This window comes from Hydrotalea sp. (genome assembly GCA_030054115.1).
Taxonomy (GTDB): domain Bacteria; phylum Pseudomonadota; class Alphaproteobacteria; order JASGCL01; family JASGCL01; genus JASGCL01.
In genome coordinates this window covers 1-19,544 of record JASGCL010000028.1, presented here as the reverse complement: position 1 = coordinate 19,544, position 19,544 = coordinate 1, and the positions used below count along the sequence as shown (strand labels likewise).

Genomic DNA, 19,544 nt, shown 5'->3' with positions numbered 1-19,544 from the left:
CGCCGCCGACAATCAACCGCGTAACGCACCAATGATATAATCATAAAGGTAAGATTTCTTTGATTGGTCGATTGCCCGTCGTGCAAGCGGTAATAATATAATTGTTCGGGCAAGTTATATATCAATATGTTTTTTTCCATCACGCGAAATACAAAATCGGTGTCGGTGCCGACAACCACCGGCCGATGATAAGGTTTTTTAAATTGCGATAAAATAGCGCGCCGAAATAAATAACTGGCCGGAATGGTGGCAAGGTAAAGCCCATGGTCGTTGGTGTAGGGTTTGGTCAACATGCCGCGAAAAAAATTATGGTTGACGTGATTTTTTATCGGCTCGCCGGTTTCATCGATAAGCTGAAAATAAGTGCCGACGATATCGACATCACGGCGTTTGTTTAAAAATTGTAATTGTTTTACCAACCTGGTTCGCACCGCAACATCATCGGCATCCATCCAGGCGATGTAATCGCCCTTGGCTTTTTCTATCCCCAAGTTGCGACAAAACCATTCTTTAGAATTTTTTTCGTTGTAAAAAACGCGAACGCGGGAATCTTTTTTGATATAGCTCTCGGCCACCGCGCCGGTGCGGTCGGTCGAACAATCATCGATAACAATCAATTCCAAATTTTTATGGGTTTGGTTAAGGATAGATGAAATCGCCTGACCGATATATGCTTCAACATTATAGGCCGGCATGATAACAGAAATTAACGGGGATTTATTTTTCATTTTTTCTTCCTCCTGATTATTTTTTTAAATTTGCGCCATGGCTTGTTTAAACATGGCGACCGCAGGTAGATTTTGAGCACAAGATTGAACAGGCGACCATAAAGCCTGACGAGGTAATGGTATCGCGTCCAGCGGAGCGATGCCTTGATGCGTTTGTGCAATAATGTTCGGCGAATATTGCGCGGGATAGATTTCATTGAATAATTTATGCGGTCGAAAAAAATAAAAATTTCATCGTCTCTGTCTTTCGCCCTTTTTAAGACGTGGTTGATTTTACCGAACAGCGGCAATAAGCCTTGCTCGATGGCATAAAGAATCTGCAGGTTTTCAAAGCTACGTCTTATGGGCAATGGCAATGGCAATTGGTGGGCGGTTTTAAAATAACGGTCAAAATGGTCAAATATATTTAAGAAGATTTTCATTACTTCCGGCTTGGCAAAAACTATTCGGTCTGAACCGCCAACCAACAGATCGCGCATTATTTTGTTTTCGACCACGTCGCCATGGCCGTAATAAAACACGATGGATTTTTTATTAAAATTAAAAAAATCTTCGTATGCTTCCAACTTCACAGCCTCCAGCAACAGGACATCGGGGCGAATAAAAACCACGTAGTCATAATTTTTTTTATTTTTTTTGGCATGGGCCTGCCATAATTTATTTACTTCCCGCCAATTAAAAAACATTCGGTAACAACCGGTCAGTGGCGCGTGTTTTTTGCCATTTTTTAACTTGTAAAAAAAATTCCACACGCCGTCGGTGTTAATTTTTTTATAGGCGTCGCTGATGACCAATTTTATCGGCTTATAAAACAGGTGAAGCCTTGTGGTTATTTCCGGTGTAATTTCTTTCGGTGATTGTCTGCGCCCACCCGTCATGCCGTGGTGCGTAATGGCGGTATGTTCCAATTGGTTCGGGGCATATATAAAAACATCGCTATCGTATCGGTTTAACAAATATCTTTTTAAAAACGGCGCGGTCTGCTCAAAAGTGCGTAAATTACCTGCTAACAAGACCGCAATTTTTAGTCTTTTTTTGTCCCGTTGTTTTGCCATGCTGATTTCCGATTACTTGCCGTTACTTATAACCATAAATTTGATAGTTTTGCTTGGCAGTGGAAGAAAAAATGCACGCAACATTAAGCGGCGGGGCGATGCCACCGCGGCTTTGCCTGCTTGCGTTTCTAACAATGATTGTAATCGCGCTTGCAATGTTGCTTGCAATGTCGTTTTTAGGGCAAACCCCAGCCGCACGGCGACGCGGGTTATCGGGTCGTCAGGTATTAATTTATAAAAATAAATTAAAAATAGTATTTTGGCGATTATCGCGCCCATGGCGCGGGCCAACGCCGATAATGGCGCGGAATATGTCCCCATTTTATTGTCCCTAGATTTTTTTTTAAGATTGCCCCGCTTCTGTTGCACTATCCGGCGAGGCTTGGCCTTATCGGGTTCGCAACATGTTTTTATCTGTTGGATTGTTTAGCGGATTCGCTAGAAACCTACAACAAAAATTTGCAAATAAGGCGGCAAAACATGGCGTCTTAATTAAAAAAAACGCCATAAAAAAGCGATTTAATAGAAAAAAAAATGACATGATTTATTATTCTAATTCCGCCGTAAATAAAAATTGACATAAATTTTATATTACCTTACTACCAAAACTATATATTTATTTTTTGGAGTAGTTGTTGATGGGTAAATCTATAATCCGCCGTAAGGGCGTTGTTTGGCCGGTTGCTCGGTCGGTTTTCTTGGCCGCCGCCATGGTGGCCTTGTCGGGCGTTGGCGCGGCCAATTTGGCCACGCCGGCATGGGCGAAAGATTGCAACACGCCCAATAAATTATGCGGCGATGAATTGGTGGTGTTCGATTACGGCGGTGATAATGTCATGGGGTGGGTGCCCGATTACGCCAAAAAATACCCGAAACCGCCGCGCTGGTCTTTGTTCGCCGACCCGAACGAGGGATTGCAAAAAATACTGAGCGGTTTTCAAATCGACATCGCCCATATTACCAACAGCGACACAACATTTTGGCTGGATTATTTGCAACCATGGGACATGAAAAAAATCACCGAATGGAATAACCTTTACCCATTTTGGAAAAACGCCCCCGGGGTGAAACCCATCAATGGCAAATATTACATGATACCCACGGTCTATGGCATGACCGCCGCGGTTTACGATTCGCGAAAAATAAAACCGGGCGAGATAAAATCGCTCAAGGATTTCGCCGACCCAAAATACCAGGGGCGGGTGGCAATGCCCGATGCGGCCTATGAAGCCTACGCCTTTTGCCTATTGGCGGGTGGCAATAAAAAACCATTCGTCAATATCACCAAGCAAGATATCGATAACTGCGGTCCATTTTTGCGCCAATTGCATAAAAATGTGCGCCAATATTTCACCGACAGCGGCACCGTCGTTGCCGGATTTAAAACCGGCGAACTTTGGTTGGGCTTTGTCTGGATGGATGTGCCATACATCCTTAACAAAGAACGCCTCGTCAACCCAAAAATGGACCGCAAGCAATTGATGGTGTTGGATAGGAATTTGGGCTTCGCCCTGTGGGCGATGGGCATGGTGCATGCCAAAACCAGCAAGCCGGCGGTCAACGATTTGGCCTATGATTATGTCAACGCCCTGAACCGCGGTGGCGCGGATTTTTTGGTGTATGAATTTGGTTATGGCTCCCCCAATAAAAAGGCAATGGATGAAATCGCCGCCAAGGACCCGAAAGCATTGAAGGATAGATTCCTCGACAACATCGATAGCTATGTTGCATCGGGCAAGGCCACATTATACGGCGGCTTGCCGGTTGATGTCAGCCAATATATACTCGCCCAATGGGAAAAAATAAAAGTCGGCCAGTAATTTTTCGCCTTGCCCTGTTTTATTGAATCGCGCTAAGGTAAAATCATGCCCAAAATTATATTCCTGCAGAAATCCGGTAAGATAGAGGTTGATGCGCCACTCGGTCTATCGGTGATGGAGGTCGCAACCCGCAACGGCGTCAATATGGAGGCGACGTGTGAGGGGTCGTTGGCCTGCGCCACTTGCCATGTTGTGCTGTCGCCCGAATGGTTTGAAAAATTGCCAAAGCCCAGCAGTGATGAGGAAGACATGCTCGATTTGGCTTTTAACCTAACCCGCACCTCGCGCCTCGCCTGTCAAATTAAGGTAACGCCCGATATGGACGGCATTGTTTTCACGATTCCTGAGATGTAATCTCAGGCATAATATTGAAATATAATTTGTTGGTTATCTTCAGGTTATTATTATTACCTTGTAGTGTTTTTTTTCATCGGTTGGCGAAAATATATTTGCCACCGCTTTTTTTTGTTGTGGCGCACATTCCAACAGCAACAAACCGCCGGGGCGCAGGTGGCTATCGGCAAATTTTTTAATCGCTGGGTAAAAAACCAGCCCGTCATTTTTTTTTACATGCCCAGCGGCAACCAACGCTATTTTTGGTTCAAAAAAAATATTGCGCGCGAGGCCGGTATATTCGCGCGGCGTGACGTAGGGTGGATTGGCCACCACCACATCAAATTTTTTATTTAATAAAATATTATTTTTTATATTTTTATGTAATAATTTTATACGTCGTTGCACGCCGATAGATTTTGCATTTTTTTTTGCAACGCGTAATGCATGGCGCGATACATCAATCCCATAACCTTGCGCGTTTTTAAAATGATGAAGTAAAGTGATAAGCAAACAACCCGACCCAGTGCCCAGGTCGCAGATTGTCAGCGGCGCGCGGTTATCAAAATGGTCGATGACCGATTGACAAATCCCCTCGCTGGTCGGGCGGGGGATAAGCACATGGCGGTTGACAAAAAACGATAGTGAAAAAAATTCTTTGCCACCGGTGATATAGGCAAAGGGCAGGCCACGCCCACGCTTTTTTATCAACCGCCAAAATTGCCGCCGCATTTTTTTTGTCAGCCAACCCTTGCCCTGCGACAACACGGTCAAGTAATCGGCTTGTAATAGATGGGCAAGGATGAGCGTTGCCTCGCGCCGTGGGTTTTCAATATTACGTTCTTGCAACCATTCACCGGCCTGGGCAATCATCTGCTGTGTGGTAACCCTAGCCCCTTGCTTAGCTCTTTGCGTGTTAATTCGTTGCGCCCTAGCCAGCCAGTCTGTCAAATTTTTTAATTTTAGCATATTCTTTATTCGCTATTAAAAAATTTGCGCGCAATAATAGGTGTAAAAAAATCTAAAATTATTTGGGATAATTGTCGATAAATTTTTGCGCCTTTTCGATGAAGGCCGTCGATTTTGGCAATTGCTTGGCGCGGGTGTTGGCGGTTTTTTCTGACAATTCCGCCCATTGCACCAATAATTTTTCTTGCGCCGCGCTTAAATGTTTTGGTGTTTCGATGGCCAGGCTAACAATCATGTCGCCGCGCCGCCCGCCGCTGTTCAACACCACCATGCCCTTGCCCTTCAACCGAAATTGTTGTCCGCTTTCGACACCCTTATCAATTTTAACCACCGCCATGTTGCCGTCGATGGTCGGCATCGCAACCTCGCCGCCGGTCATGGCGGTTACCGCATCGACGGGCAAGGCATAAAAAAGGTCATTGCCGTTGCGTTCAAAAATATCATGCGGCGTGATGTGGATATGTAAAAAAAGATCGCCGCTATTCTTGCCGCCGCGCGGTGCGTCGTCGCCCTTGCCCTGCACCCTGACTTGGTTGCGGTTGTCGATGCCGGGCGGAATGGTGATATCGATATCGGTGGTTTGCTCGGTCAGGCCGGCACCGTGGCAGGTCTTGCATGGTTTTTCAATCACCTGGCCGGTGCCGCGACATTTGGGGCAGGTCTGTTCGAGCGAGAAAAAACCCTTCGACGTGCGCACCGTGCCGTGGCCGTTGCAGGTTTTGCAAGTCGTCGGGCCGGAACCTTTTTCCGCGCCACTGCCGTCGCAAGTTTTGCAATGGGCGAGGCGCGGCGCACGAATTTTTATTTTGTCGCCGCGAAACGCCTGCAACAAATTGATGGTCAATTGCAATTCGCGGTCGCGGCCACGGGTTTCGCGCCGCCGCGCGCCGCGCGCCGCGTCTTGGAAACCGCCGCCAAACATCTGTTCAAAAATATCATTGATATCGGGGAAGCCATTGCCAAAACCGCCGAAGCCACCCTGAAATCCACCGCCCGCGCCACCGCGCCCGCCGCCCGGGCCGCCTTGCTGAAACGCCGCATGGCCAAATTGGTCATAGGCCGCGCGTTTTTGCGCGTCGCGCAATACCTCATAGGCTTCGTTGATTTCTTGAAACTCCTCGGCCGCTTTGGGGTTATCGCGGTTGCGGTCGGGGTGCGACGCCATGGCTTTTTTGCGATAGGCGGCTTTCAACGCGGCATCGTCCGCGCCGCGTGCGACGCCCAAAATATCGTAATAGTCTCTCTTGGCCATTATCCTGACCTATACACGATTGGCAGAATTGGTGTTAGGATTTTTTGCGCTAGTTTGCCTAGGCTTTTTTATCTTTTTTGACCTCTTCAAAATCGGCATCAACCACATCCTCTTTTTTCTCGCCGGCTTGCGCGTCATCGCCCGTCGGCTGGCCGGCTTGACCGCCGTCCTTGTAAATCGCCTCGCCAACTTTCAGGTTGGCCTCCATCAGGGCTTGGGTCGCTTTTTCGATTTCTTCGGTTGAACCTTTTTCCAAGGCCGCCTTGCTTGCCTTGATGGCATTTTCAACCAGCTCGGTATCTTCCTTGCTGAGTTTTTCTTTATGCTCTTTCAAGGTTTTTTCCGACGAATGGATTAAACCATCGGCATTGTTGCGTGCGTCGACCTCGGCGCGGCGTTTTTTATCTTCCTCGGCGTTGGCTTCGGCTTCTTCCATCATTTTTTTGATGGCCGCCTCGTTCAAGCCGCCGTCGGCTTGGATTTTAATTTTTTGTTCCTTGCCGGTTGCCTTATCGGTTGCCGAGACATGGACAATGCCGTTGGCGTCGATATCAAACGACACCTCGATTTGCGGGGTGCCGCGCGGCGCGGGGGCGATGCCCTCCAAATTAAAATTGCCGAGCAATTTGTTGTCGGCCGCCATTTGCCGTTCGCCCTGAAACACCTTGATGGTGACCGCGGTTTGGCCGTCTTCGGCGGTGGAAAAAACCTGCGATTTTTTTGTCGGGATGGTTGTGTTGCGATCGATAAGCCGTGTGAAAACCCCGCCCAGGGTTTCAATCCCCAGCGACAGCGGCGTTACGTCAAGCAACAGCACATCTTTGACATCGCCCTTCAGCACGCCGCCTTGAATCGCGGCACCGATGGCAACCACCTCGTCCGGGTTGACACTGCGGTTTGGTTCTTTGTTGAAAATTTTCTTCACCATGTCGATAACCGCCGGCATGCGCGTCATGCCGCCGACCAGAATAACCTCGTCGATTTTATCGGTCGTCAAGCCGGCATCTTTCAACGCCGCCAAACATGGCCCCTTGGTTTTTTCAATCAAATGGCCGACCAATTTTTCCAATTGCGCGCGGGTAATTTTTACATTCAAATGTTTTGGCCCCGATTGGTCGGCGGTGATGAATGGCAAGTTGACCTCGGTCGTGGTGGCGGTCGAAAGTTCGATTTTCGCCTTGGTCGCGGCTTCCTTCAAACGTTGCAATGCCAATTTGTCCTGGCGCAGGTCGATGCCGCCGCCGTTGGCTTTTTTAAATTCGTCGGCCAGGTAATCGATAAGGATTTGGTCGAAATCCTCGCCGCCCAAAAACGTATCGCCGTTGGTCGATTTGACTTCAAACACGCCATCGCCAATTTCCAAAATCGACACGTCGAACGTGCCGCCGCCCAAGTCAAACACCGCGATGGTGCCGTGGCCCTTTTTTTCCATGCCATAGGCCAAGGCCGCGGCGGTGGGTTCGTTGATAATACGTAAAACATCAAAGCCGGCAATTTTGCCAGCATCTTTGGTGGCTTGGCGTTGGCTGTCGTTAAAATAGGCCGGCACGGTGATGACGGCTTCGGTTACCGATGTGCCAAGGTAAGCCTCGGCCGTTTCCCTCATTTTTTGCAAAACAATCGCGCTGATTTGCGCTGGGGCGTATTTTTCGCCGCGTCCCTCGACCCAGGCGTCGTTGCTGGCCGATTTGATAATTTTGAATGGCGCGACTTTTAATTCTTTTTGCACTTCGGCGTCGTTAAAATTGCGGCCGATGAGGCGTTTGATAGCGTAAAGCGTATTTTCCGGGTTGGTGACGGCTTGGCGTTTGGCCGATTCGCCGACCAGACGTTCGCTCTCGGTAAAGGCGACCATCGACGGCGTGGTGCGCGCGCCCTCGGCATTTTCGATAACCTTCGCGCTTGAACCCTCCATCACGGCGACGCATGAATTTGTTGTTCCTAAATCGATACCAATGACTTTACCCATGTAATTATTCCTTTCGTTAGAACGTTTTTTCAATTTTTTATAATGTTACTACACCCAGTGATATAGGAAATAAACAACGCGCTTTCAAGAGGCTTTAGAGCGGTTTGTAATTTTTCTCGAACAGTCGTAATAATGTCTTGAATTGATTAGGCTATATGTTACAATGAAAGAATAAAGGAAAACGATGTTGAAAATAAAGGATTATTCCAAACGATTAACCGTCGAGGGGCCGAAGGTCGCCGATGACCATTTAATTTTAACGCGCGAGGCGTTGAATTTTATCGGCCATTTGGAAGAAAAATTTGGTGAGCGGCGGCGCAAATTGCTTGACCGCCGGCAAAAACGCCAACGCGAATTTGACAATGGGGTTATGCCCGATTTTTTACCCGGCACAAAATCTATCCGCGATGGCGATTGGCAAGTTGCCCCCCAACCGCGCGATTTGTTGGACCGGCGGGTTGAAATCACCGGCCCGACCAGCCGCAAAATGGTTATCAACGCGTTGAATTCGGGTGCCTATACTTTTATGGCCGATTTTGAGGATTCAAATTGTCCGACGTGGGAAAATATGATCGACGGGCAAATCAACATGATGGACGCGGTGCGCCGAACCATCAGCTATCAAGACCCCAAAACCAAAAAAGAATATAAATTAAACGATAAATCGGCGGTGTTGTTGGCGCGGCCGCGCGGTTTGCATTTGGAGGAATATCACGTTTTTTTAGACGGCTTGCCAATATCGGGCAGTTTGTTTGATTTCGGCATGTATTTTTTTCACAATATTCGTGAAAACAAAAAACGCGGCACCAGTTGCTATTATTACTTGCCAAAAATGGAAAGTTATATGGAGGCGCGATGGTGGAACGACGTATTTGTTGAGGCGCAATCTCTGCTGGATTTGCCGTTGGGCACGATTAAGGCCACGGTGTTGATTGAAACATTGATGGCGGCGTTTGAAATGGATGAGATTTTATTTTCACTGCGCGAGCATTCGGCCGGATTGAATTGCGGGCGGTGGGATTACATGTTTAGCTTCGTCAAGAATTTTTCCAAACGCGACGATTATATTTTTCCCGATAGGGCGGAGGTCACCATGACCGTGCCGAACATGCGGGCCTATTGCCTGTTGGTTATTCAAACTTGTCACAAACGTGGCGCACCGGCGATTGGCGGCATGGCGGCGCAGATTCCGATTAAGGATGACGAGGTTGCCAATAAAAAAGCATTGGATAAGGTGCGCGCCGATAAGGAGCGCGAGGTCAGCGACGGCCACGACGGCACGTGGGTGGCGCACCCCGGGTTGGTGCCGATAGCGTTGGAGGCATTTAACAAGGGCATGCCCGGCCCCAACCAAATCAACCGCAAGCGCGACGATGTGAATGTCAACCCGAAGGACCTTATCACCATGCCCGACGGGCAGATAACGACCGAGGGGTTGCAAAATAATATCGATGTGGGTTTGCGTTATTTGGCGTCGTGGTTGTCGGGCCAGGGTTGCGTGCCGATTCACCATTTGATGGAGGATGCGGCGACCGCCGAAATTTCGCGCGCCCAGGTGTGGCAATGGGTCAGGAACGGCGTCAAAACCAAGGACGGCACGGTGGTAACCCGCGAATTGGTCAATGACATGATTGGCAAGCAATTAAAAAATATCGAACAAGAAATGGGGCGCGACAATTACAACGCCGAGCGTTTTGAGGAAGCCAAATTCGTTTTCACCGAACTTTGTTTTTCAAAAAAATTCATCGAATTCCTGACCCTGCCAGCCTACCAACGTATTTTGGAAAAAGGGTGGTGAGGTTGGTCATGGCAAAAAATAATTCTTGCATGGCATGGATGTGATGCAAGAATCCCCCGTGCAAGATATTTTCCCAAGCCATGCGGTATTGGATTTTTGGTTTGTTGAAACGCCAAAAGAAAATCATTTTAAAAAAAACGAAGCATTTGATGCGGCCATTGGTCGGCGGTTTGGTGACGTGACAGCACGGGCGCAGGCCGGCGATTACGATGGCAAGGTTCATGGTGCAAAAGAAAAATTGGCCTTGATTATCATTCTCGACCAATTTTCGCGCAATTTATATCGCGACACGGCGCGGGCATTTGCCGGCGACGCACGGGCGTTGGCATTGACCGAGGAATTATTGCGCACCGATGAATATAAAAATTTTAGCACGCAAGAAAAATTTTTTCTTTACATGCCGTTGGAACATAGCGAGGATTTGGCGCACCAAGAATTGTCGGTGCGATTATTCACCGCATTGGGCAACAGCGATTACGCGGTGCGGCATTACGATATTATAAAACGATTTGGCCGCTTTCCCCACCGCAATCAAGCCATGGGTCGCGCCAGCACCCCTGAGGAATTAGAATTTTTAAAACAACCCAACTCGTCGTTTTGATGGGGGCTAAGGCTTTATATGTTCTCGAAATCTGATATAGTGGCCTAGGGCTTGAATGTAGCCATTTCTTATTTTTGATTTCAGCCAAGATTTAAATGGGCTATCTTTATTTGCCTCCATTATACGCTCCATCGCTCCGAGCTCGTTGATGGTTTTTTGATAGATATCCCCATTAAATAAATTAGGGTTGATGTTTTTTAATGTATCGCTTTTTGTTGTTATGTGTTCTATCCAATCGGTGTAATCTTTGGGCGTGCTACCCTCGTACGGACCCCCGTTGGGCTTGCCCTCAGTCCTCAGCCAATCAAAAAATCCCGCTTTAGTATTTTGGTATGCATTATTATTCGCAACGGGATTAAAAATTTGCTTCGGTTGTTGAGTAGTTATTTTTTTCTTTTTAATTTCCGAACCATATAACCAAAGGGTGTTATCAACAAAATTGATGTTGTTCGCACAACCAGCATCTTCAGCAATCTTAGCCCCTAACAGACAGGCATAGATATTGGTTTCAATATTTATAGAGAGGCCTCCATCTTTATCTCTTTTTTCAAAAGGTGTATTTTTGTATGGTTTATTTAATGTATTCAATATCTTTTTTGTGTTGTTAATTAAATCAGGACACAACCCATCTTTAAAAATTATATCATCATAAAATATTCTTAATATATGCCTATCTGGTTTAAAATTAGGGAAGCCAAGATTGCGCAAAAATTCTGAAGCTAAGGCAAAGCCCATGCCTTTTATTTTATAATTGTCTTGTTGGTTTTCTGAACCAAGTAGTGCACTTAAAATAATTGTTTCTTCATAATTTTTTAGTTTGTAATTATTATACCTTTCTAAAATAGAAAAAATTATCTCGATAAAATTTTTATATTTTGGTAAATAATTGTATAGAAAACTAATTATAGATTTTGCATCTCTGCCCCCTGTCTGCCCTCCCAACAAAACTCTTATCTCTTCGTCGTTTATGTGGTTATTTTTTTTAATTTCTGCAATATCATAATTATAAAATATTTTTTCTAGCTGTAGTTTGTTCGGCTCTATTCGCCGCCAAGCGCGCATGTTGCTAGCCAAAGAAAGAACAGCGGCCTTTAAAACATCATTATTGTTTAATTTTTTGATATCATTGTAATTTTTTACTGATTGGCCAAACATCGTTTGCAAGTGATGTTCTAAATTTGAGCCGTTTATATTAGCGGTGATATTATACGTGCTCCTTACAATAGGGGCATTATCAATATAGGTTTGTTTTCTTATATCATCAAACCAAGATTTATAATTCTTTATCATTTGTTTACTCTCCATCCACTAAAGATAGAGAACAAATAAAACAATTGCAAATAAAAAAGAGAGGGGGCCGGAGAGCTTACCTCACCCCCATAATCGTCAGGGCGCTGTCGGTGTCGCTGCGCACCCAACGGCAGGTGCCGTTGTCAAAGAAATTGTTGGCCATGTTTTTTTGGCATACCACGCCGCGCGCCGATTGCCCCAAACTGACCAAACCAAATGGCGTGCCGCCCGCGTCAAGTATAAAAAACCCGCGCGCCGCGATGGATTTCAACCCGTCGAGCGGTGCAAAAAATCCCAAATTGCCAACCTTAACCGGCGTCGTGTCGGCCGAATCCTGCACCGCAAAATGGCACGACAATGCGCGGCCCGATTCATCAACCGCCATCACCGAACTTTCCATCATCGCCGTGCCGGCGCGGCCGGGTTGCTTCGGTTTCACCTTAACATCGCCATTGGCGTAACCATTCAACGCCACCAAATAATTCACCCATTGCCGCGCGTAACCAGTCATGTTTTGGTTTTTTATCAACGCAACCGCCGCGCCATTATTAAATTTTTGCATTTTTAAATTGGCCAGCGGCGTCATCTGCACGGTGCGCAACGCCTGGGCGGTGGTCATTTTTTGATTATACCCCAGCCCAGACGATTGGTATGCTGGATTCATCGTGCCATCCTTAACACCAAAAATAAATGTCAACGGCCGCAGGCGCAGAGTCGAAAAACTTTCCGCCAATTCGGGCATGGTAACAACGCCATTGGTGTCGCGTTGCCAAAATGGATTGGCGGTTTGTAATTTGGTCGCCGCATTGTCGGTAAAACCAAGGCGGATTAATTTTTCGGCCGGTGCCACCATTTTTTCCCACGGCAAACGACCATGCTTAATTTGAATTTGGTATAGCACCGATGCCATCGAACTCGATGGGTTGTCGCCAGCAAAAGAAACCGCAAATGGCGTCAGGTCGCCATCGACATTCGGCAATAACCCCTGGCAAGCACCGCCCGCGCCCAAACTCGCGCTTAATGGTTGGGTGGCGGTCATGGCAATGGCGGTGGCCACCGCGGCATCAACCGCATTGCCACGTTCTAAAAAAGTCTTGTTACCGATAAGGGTGGCGTAGGGTTCATCCGCGCTGATAAAATAATGGTTGCCATCGCGCGTGCCAACCATCACATTGCCGGTGCCCGACGGTTGCCACAAAATGCCAAATTCATTGGGGCCGCAACCCACCAGCAAAAGGCACATCACAATGGATACCACCTGGGCAAAAATGGACGAAGGCGACAGCCGGAAACGATTTTTTCTCATGGTAAATATAATATCTCTATAGCCTGCGTCGCCGCGTAAGGCAAGAATTAAGGATGGTTTATGGTTTGGCCGCTTATCGCATTTTTTTATGTTTTTTTATTGCTGGTGAAAGCCACATTCTGCCGCCCATAATTGCGCGCTTTTTAGGCTAGCCATCGCCCGGGCGCGGTTGGCGGCATTATCGAACAGGGCGTAAAAACACCCGCCGCTTCCCGTCATGTTAACCGCGACGCAACCCGCCATGTCGCCAATCATGTTTTTGGTTTGTTGCAATCGCGGGTGCATGGCAAATGCCGCCGCTTCCAAACTATTTGCATTTTCTTTTAAATCCTGCGCCACCGCCAGATTCCCAACCATCGCCGGGGTTATTGGCGCGTCCCACGCCGCGTTATTTTTGTTGCGCAGGTTGTCGCTTTGCCGAAAAACATCGTTGGTCGAAACAAACGTGCCATCCCACACCAACAGCATGCGGCACGATAATAATCCAGGGGCCAGGGCGACCGGCGTAACAACATCGCCAATCCCCGCCACCAGGCACGGGCTATTATGGTTTAGGCCATGAAATAACGCCAAGCCATCGGCCCCGATTTGTTGCGCCAATTGTTGTTGGGTGGCGATGTCGATGCGCCACAACGCCCCGAGGTATTTTATCATGGCGACGCCGTCGCTGGTGCCGCCGCCCAATCCGCCGCCGATGGGAATTTTTTTTTCGATTATTACATCGCCGGTGAAACGTTGTTTGGTCGCGGCTTCACATAACGCAATAGCGCGGTTGACAAAATTATCATCGTCGGCCCCGATGTTTTTTGTAAAATCGCCGGTGATGGCAAAATGCTTGGCGGGCGATGGCGCAATGGTGATATGGTCGCCGTAATCACCAAACACCACCAGCGACGAAATATCGTGATACCCGCGGTGCTTGCCCGCCGCCTGTTGGCCCACCACCCGCAACATTAAATTAATTTTTACCGGCGCAAAAATACGAACAACCATCGGCTATTTTTTTATTGCTTGGGTGGTTTATAACCCGGATTTAATTTTCTTTTCCAACGCGGCACGTGGCGCATCGGTGTCTAAATTATCAAGCGATTTTTTCCAAAACAATTGCGCCGTGGTTTTTTTGTTCAATCGCCAATAAACATCACCCAAATGGTCGTTGACATCGGGGTCGGCGGCGATTAATTGACCGGCCTTTTCCAAATAATTGCGCGCCAGGTCATATTTGCCGAGTTGATAATAGGCCCAGCCGAGCGAATCCAAAATCGCACCATTGTTGGGTGATAATTTGTTGGCCTTTTGCAACATCGACAGGGCCTCGCCGATGTTTTTACGTCGCTCCACCCATGAATAGCCAAGGTAATTCAGCACGTCGGGCGAATTGGGATTTATTTTCAGGGCGGTCAGCAATTGCTGTTCCGCCGGTGCCCATTGGTTATCGCGTTCCAACGCCACGCCATGTTGGAAATAATAAAACCAGGCGTTGGCGTTATGTTGGTAATCTTTGCTCAGGTTTATAACCGCGGCATAATTTTTTTCGGCGTCGCTATAATTTTTATCGCCCATGTTCAGCGCGCCCAGCGCCAATTGGTATTCAATAATGGTTGGGTGTTCACGCGTCAGGTTGATAAGGTTTTGTTTGGCCTTGGCTGGGTTGCCCATGACGCGCCATAATTCGTTTTCCTCCAAATTGGCAATGTGCAAATAATTGGCGTCTTTTTTCAAATTATTCAAAATGGCGAAGGCGTCGTCGCTCAAACCCAGGTTGCTGTCGATGGTGGCCAGCATGAATTGCGCGTCAAGGTTTTTGGGGCTGGCGAACAACGCCAGCTGGCAAAACAACAACGCCGAATCCGGGTTATTGGCCAACAGGTTGGCGGCAATATCCAACAAGAAATAAGCCAAGCCATCCGCCGGTTTTTGAATCAACGGCGTCAGGGGCGTTTGGTTTTTTATTTTATCCTCGTCGGCCAGCATGGTCAGGGGCAGGGGGCGATCCAGCGCGGTGATAAAATCTGTCATCTCCGGCCATTTTTTATCGTTGTTCAGGCCTTGCAGGTAAAGACGGCTTTGCGCCAGCGACAAATTACCGGGTTTGACGACTTGGTCATTACCGGTCAGGTCGTTCAGGGTTAGGGGTTGCTTCAACAATAATTTCATCAGGGCGCGTTGTGATAATAACTCGCCATCGGTCGGGCTGGCTTTTACCGCGTCGTTCAGCGCGCCGAGGGCGGCGTCACCCTTATCACGGCTGGCGTCGCCCCAGGCCGAAACAATCGCGGTGCCGACCTCGCCAAAGCCGCCGGTGCTGGCGTCTGACAAGATATTGCCATCCCATTCTTTGTTTTTAATTTGGTCGATGGTGATAAATAAATTGACCAGGTTGCTGAAGCCGACGTTCTGCGGTTGCTTGTCATCCAGCATCGGTTTTAATTTTTCCACCAGGCGGTTGGCGGCGGCAAAATTGCCATTTTTTAGTTGCAGAATGAATAATTGCCGATAGATGGTGTTTTTCGCATCGGGGTTGAGCATCCTATCCTTCAGCGCGGCGTTTAAATTTTTTATCGCGGCGTCAAAATTATTGGTGCTGGTGGCATAATTGCCGGCGAGCAACGGCGAAAGATTGATATTGCTGGCGGCGTCGGTCGACATATTGCCGGCCAAGGAATTAAGGGGCAGGCGGCTGATAAGCCAGGCACCCGCCGCTAGCACCACAATGACCAGTGCAATGGGTTTGCTGATGGTTGCCACCGTGTTTTTTGGCGTGGGGTTGCCGCCCAATTTGCTATCAAATTTGCTGTCGAATTTGCTGTTTAAGTTGCGGTTTAAACTGCTGTCGAATTTGCTTTCCAATTTTGCGGGCAATTGGTTGGGCGATTGGTTGGGCGATTGGTTGGGCGAGTCCCCCCCCAATGATGCCTGCGATGATGGGACAGGTGCAGGCCTGGTTGGGGAGGCAGAATCAGCGGGGACGGAAGAATCAGACGAGCGGCGGAAAAATTTTTTAAACATATGTTTGTTCTATTTTAAATAAATCTTTTTTAAGATTTGTTTTTCCCCCGCTCCCCTCTCTCTTTACCTAAACCACTTTGTTTAGCAAATTGCGAGCGCAAATTTGCATAGTTTGGCGCAACCATCGGGTAATCCGGTGGCAAGCCCCATTTCGCGCGATATTCGGTCGGCGACATGTTAAAATTGGTGCGTAAATGCCGTTTTAACATTTTTAGTTTCTTTCCATCCTCCAAACAAATAATATAATCGGGGGTCAGGCTATCGCCAATACTGACCACCGATTTTTTCTGTGGCGCGGATTCGTTTTTAATCGAACGCAATGATTGGTGGATAGTCGAAATAATCGTGGCAACATCGCCCGATGCAACCCGATTATTTTGGAAATAGGCCGTGGCGACCTGCGTCGTAAGATGCAAAATATTTTCCGCATTTACCCCGCCCACGCCATGGTCATTGTGTTTTTTCTCCGTGGATTTTGCGCCCGCCGAAGAATGTTTTTGCAAGGCATCAAGCACATCTTGCTTAGCGACAGCGGTCGACGCGGTTGTTTTATTTGCCCCATCGTCCCCATTATTACTACTCGTTTGCTTGTGCCCCTTATCAATGGTGTTTTCTACCATAATACTAACTCCTCTATTTTCTCTCTCAGGTTGATAATATGCTAACTAACCCTTTTTGTCAAGTATTCATTAGTATTTATTTCGCGAATCTTTTTGCTGAAATGGTGGCGGTTTATATGTTTTTTTATAGGGTTTTTCAAGATTCTACCTTAAGTTGTTTAAAACATGACCAGATGTTTTGTCTTTTGCCAAAAAAAATAGTATGAAGATACCCATGAATTCAGCGCAAATACTATCAGATAAACCAAGCGGCAAATTGCCATCTATCGCCATCTATGCCGACGGCGCGGATAAGGCCACGATGTTCGCCTTGAACAAATTGCCCCATGTCGCGGGCTTTACCACCAACCCCAGCCTGATGAAAAAATCGGGCGTGGCGGATTACAAACAATTTGCCATGGAATTGTTGCGGGAAATAAAAAAACCCATCAGTTTTGAAATTTTCGCCGATGACGATGACGCCATGATAGCCCAAGGCAACATCTTGGCGGCCTGGGCGGATAATGTTTATGTTAAGGTGCCGGTGATAAACACCAAGGGGGCACCGACCCATAAGGTGATAAGGGTTTTGAGCGACGTCGGTATTAAATTAAACATCACCGCGATATTTACCAGCAAACAAATTGCCGATTTATTGCCGTTTTTGAATCCGGCCACGCCGTCGGTGCTGTCGATTTTTGGCGGGCGGATTGCCGATACCGGTGTTGACCCCGAACCGATTGTTAAGCAAGCGGCCGATATTATTAAAGCAAGCAACCATGCAAATGCCGAATTATTGTGGGCCGGCACGCGGCAAGTTTTCAGCGCGGTGGAGGCGGCGCGGTGCGGTTGCCAAATTATCACCATGCCGCCCGACATGATTGAAAAATTGTCGCTGTTCGGCAAGGACCTAACCGATTATTCGCGCGACGCCGTGGTGAATTTTTTTAAGGATGCGCAGGATTCAAAACTCACGCTGTCATGATAGAACCAAGCAAATTGTCGGTCGCGCCGATGATGGCGGCCACCCATTATTGGGGGCGGCGGTTTTTGCGGCTGTTCAACCCCGATGTAAAAATATATGGCGAGATGGTGCCGGCGAAAAGTTTGATATTCATGGGCGATGAAAAAAAACGCGCGCAACATTTGCGCACTGGAATCGAGGAGGGAGCGGTTGCATTTCAACTGGGCGCCAGCACGGTCGATGAAGCATTGCGCGCCGGCGCGTTGGTGGCGCGGGCTGGCTTTACCGAAATCAACCTGAATTGTGGTTGCCCGTCGAAGGCGGTTTTGTCGGGCGAATTTGGCGCGTCATTGATGAAAAAACCCGATGTGGTGTCGGCGATGCTTCGCGCGTTGAGCGATGAATTCCCCGACATGTTGCTGTCGGTTAAATGCCGGATAGGGGTTGACGATGCCGAGGATGAAGAATTCCTTTATCGTTTTATCGACACAATTATTTCGGCCGCGCCACGGGTGCGGTTGTTTCACATTCACGCGCGCAAGGCATTGTTGAAGGGTTTAAACCCGCGACAAAATCGCCATGTGCCGCCGCTGAATTATCAACGGGTGTATGACGCCAAGAAAAAATTTTCGGCGTTGGAGATTGTGTTGAACGGCGGGGTGCAAACCATCGCCGATATTGAAACCCATTTGCCCCATTGCGACGGCGTGATGATTGGCCGCGCCGCGGTGGCCAACCCATTTTTGTTGCGGGCGGCATCGATGGAAACGATGGGGGCGGCGGAGGGCAAGCAAGAATTTTTTGAAAAAAAACTCCAGCCATTTTTGCAAGAATTCGACGACGCCGGCGTGCCGACATCGTCGATGTTACCATTTTTAATGAACATGATAAGGGACGAGGTTGGTGCCCGCGCCCGCCGCGCCGCATTGGGCCAAATGGTCGAGCAGGGCAGGCGGAAAAGAAAACAGGTCGCGTTACTTCACGCCTGGCAAGCGGTTTTTAGTGAGCAACAGATGGCGGTTTAGTAACGCTTGTCTATTATTTTTTTTAAGATAGAAAAGGGCGTTGATGGATTTTTTCTTATTTTTCTTATTATATTTTTATCACCGCTGTTTAATAAGGCGATGATGTGTCTTTTATTTATTCTTGGATTTTCAATGAGTGAGTATTTAACAAAATCTTTACCTTTGCCATTGTATTTTATTAAGGTGTCGATGAAGCTTGTTGGAATTTTGGGATTTTTGGCGAGGGATGATTTTATCCAATCATTATATTTTCCTTTATAGTTTAGAAGTGCATTTAAAGTCTTTCTGGATGTATGTTTATTTTTCGCTACTTCGCATTCTATCCATTTATCTTTAGGCCTTTTAAATATAATTGATGATAGTATTGGTTCGCGTTGACACGAAATTAATAAATATATTTTTTCTGTCGTAAAGCTATATGAAATAAAATATTTTTTCTGAAAAATATGTTTATTAATTTTATTTGACGAATTAGGATTTGTCACAATATTAAAAAGCACGTGATTATCAGTATCATTCTTTAATTTATTTAATATTTTTTTATTAGCATTAGGATGCTTCGCAATATTCCTTCTAATCTGCACGCGCTCGCTATTTATAAGGGAGTCTAAAACCCTTCTTTTAGTATTATTATTTTTTACTAAAATTAAGCAGTCGCCATATTTTAACCCTGCTGTATAATTTGAGCTTTTGCTAGGACGAATCGCAATCATAATTGCAATATTAGAACGTATTTATAATATTTGCAACCTTGCATAGGGTGATAGACTTACTGGTCAATAAACGTTCGTAACTTTTTCGACCTTGTTGGGTGTTTTAATTTGCG

At 47.1% G+C, this 19,544-nt stretch carries 18 protein-coding genes; 6 read left to right on the top strand and 12 right to left on the bottom strand.

Translation table 11 applies throughout. From position 1 onward, the window contains the following. From QM529_05885 to QM529_05875, 3 genes are all read right to left on the bottom strand, one after another. On the bottom strand, window positions 1-728 hold a 728-nt coding region (locus QM529_05885), incomplete at its 3' end, for a glycosyltransferase (protein ID MDI9314183.1). Beyond that, the gene (locus QM529_05880) at window positions 725-1,783 is read right to left on the bottom strand and encodes a hypothetical protein (protein ID MDI9314182.1); all 1,059 of its coding nucleotides are present in this window, start codon (window positions 1,781-1,783) and stop codon (window positions 725-727) included. The genes QM529_05885 and QM529_05880, both read right to left, overlap by 4 nt. 12 nt (window positions 1,784-1,795) lie before the next feature. Beyond that, on the bottom strand, window positions 1,796-2,104 hold the full coding sequence (locus tag QM529_05875; GenBank protein ID MDI9314181.1) for a hypothetical protein: 309 nt from the start codon (window positions 2,102-2,104) through the stop codon (window positions 1,796-1,798). A gap of 317 nt (window positions 2,105-2,421) precedes the next feature. Between QM529_05875 and QM529_05870 the strand changes: the two genes are divergently transcribed. Further along, complete coding sequence (locus QM529_05870) at window positions 2,422-3,603, top strand: ABC transporter substrate-binding protein (GenBank protein ID MDI9314180.1); 1,182 nt, start codon at window positions 2,422-2,424, stop codon at window positions 3,601-3,603. Between the two features lie 45 nt (window positions 3,604-3,648). Further along, window positions 3,649-3,957: a 2Fe-2S iron-sulfur cluster-binding protein gene (locus QM529_05865; GenBank protein MDI9314179.1), complete on the top strand. Its 309-nt coding sequence runs from the start codon at window positions 3,649-3,651 to the stop codon at window positions 3,955-3,957. 39 nt (window positions 3,958-3,996) lie between these two features. Here QM529_05865 and prmC read toward each other — a convergent pair whose 3' ends face one another. From prmC to dnaK, 3 genes are read right to left on the bottom strand one after another with little or no spacing between them, the layout of a single operon-like run. Next, the gene (prmC, locus tag QM529_05860) at window positions 3,997-4,905 is read right to left on the bottom strand and encodes a peptide chain release factor N(5)-glutamine methyltransferase (protein MDI9314178.1); all 909 of its coding nucleotides are present in this window, start codon (window positions 4,903-4,905) and stop codon (window positions 3,997-3,999) included. 58 nt (window positions 4,906-4,963) lie between these two features. After that, window positions 4,964-6,157: a molecular chaperone DnaJ gene (gene dnaJ, locus QM529_05855; protein ID MDI9314177.1), complete on the bottom strand. Its 1,194-nt coding sequence runs from the start codon at window positions 6,155-6,157 to the stop codon at window positions 4,964-4,966. Window positions 6,158-6,215: 58 nt separating this feature from the next. After that, window positions 6,216-8,126, bottom strand: coding sequence for a molecular chaperone DnaK (dnaK, locus tag QM529_05850; protein ID MDI9314176.1), 1,911 nt, complete (start codon window positions 8,124-8,126; stop codon window positions 6,216-6,218). Window positions 8,127-8,310: 184 nt separating this feature from the next. Here dnaK and aceB point away from each other — a divergent pair, with 184 nt between their 5' ends. Next, on the top strand, window positions 8,311-9,924 hold the full coding sequence (gene aceB, locus QM529_05845) for a malate synthase A (GenBank protein ID MDI9314175.1): 1,614 nt from the start codon (window positions 8,311-8,313) through the stop codon (window positions 9,922-9,924). A 43-nt stretch (window positions 9,925-9,967) separates the two neighbouring features. Beyond that, complete coding sequence (locus QM529_05840; GenBank protein MDI9314174.1) at window positions 9,968-10,525, top strand: DUF924 family protein; 558 nt, start codon at window positions 9,968-9,970, stop codon at window positions 10,523-10,525. A gap of 6 nt (window positions 10,526-10,531) precedes the next feature. Here the strand turns inward: QM529_05840 and QM529_05835 are convergent, their stop codons facing one another. The 5 genes from QM529_05835 to QM529_05815 all read right to left on the bottom strand — a co-directional run bounded on the left by QM529_05835 (window position 10,532) and on the right by QM529_05815 (window position 16,750). Next, on the bottom strand, window positions 10,532-11,815 hold the full coding sequence (locus QM529_05835; protein ID MDI9314173.1) for a hypothetical protein: 1,284 nt from the start codon (window positions 11,813-11,815) through the stop codon (window positions 10,532-10,534). 76 nt (window positions 11,816-11,891) lie between these two features. After that, entirely contained in the window at window positions 11,892-13,121 is a 1,230-nt protein-coding gene (locus QM529_05830; GenBank protein ID MDI9314172.1) for a gamma-glutamyltransferase, read from the bottom strand. Between the two features lie 96 nt (window positions 13,122-13,217). Beyond that, on the bottom strand, window positions 13,218-14,114 hold the full coding sequence (locus tag QM529_05825) for a hypothetical protein (protein ID MDI9314171.1): 897 nt from the start codon (window positions 14,112-14,114) through the stop codon (window positions 13,218-13,220). A gap of 27 nt (window positions 14,115-14,141) precedes the next feature. Then, window positions 14,142-16,130, bottom strand: coding sequence for a hypothetical protein (locus QM529_05820; GenBank protein MDI9314170.1), 1,989 nt, complete (start codon window positions 16,128-16,130; stop codon window positions 14,142-14,144). Between the two features lie 29 nt (window positions 16,131-16,159). Then, the gene (locus tag QM529_05815) at window positions 16,160-16,750 is read right to left on the bottom strand and encodes a MucR family transcriptional regulator (GenBank protein MDI9314169.1); all 591 of its coding nucleotides are present in this window, start codon (window positions 16,748-16,750) and stop codon (window positions 16,160-16,162) included. A gap of 214 nt (window positions 16,751-16,964) precedes the next feature. On the opposite strand from QM529_05815, the gene QM529_05810 reads away from it, so the two are divergent. Together QM529_05810 and dusA are read left to right on the top strand one after the other, a co-directional pair. After that, entirely contained in the window at window positions 16,965-17,714 is a 750-nt protein-coding gene (locus QM529_05810; GenBank protein MDI9314168.1) for a transaldolase family protein, read from the top strand. Next, a complete protein-coding gene (gene dusA / locus QM529_05805) occupies window positions 17,711-18,718 on the top strand; it encodes a tRNA dihydrouridine(20/20a) synthase DusA (GenBank protein MDI9314167.1) in 1,008 nt (335 codons plus the stop codon). The genes QM529_05810 and dusA overlap by 4 nt, the downstream gene beginning before the upstream one ends. On the opposite strand, the gene QM529_05800 is transcribed toward dusA, so the two are convergent. Next, window positions 18,715-19,431 carry a hypothetical protein gene (locus QM529_05800; GenBank protein MDI9314166.1) on the bottom strand — a complete coding sequence of 239 codons (717 nt, stop codon included), beginning with the start codon at window positions 19,429-19,431 and terminating at the stop codon, window positions 18,715-18,717. The two genes, dusA and QM529_05800, sit on opposite strands and share 4 nt — an antisense overlap. Window positions 19,432-19,544 lie beyond the last annotated feature (113 nt).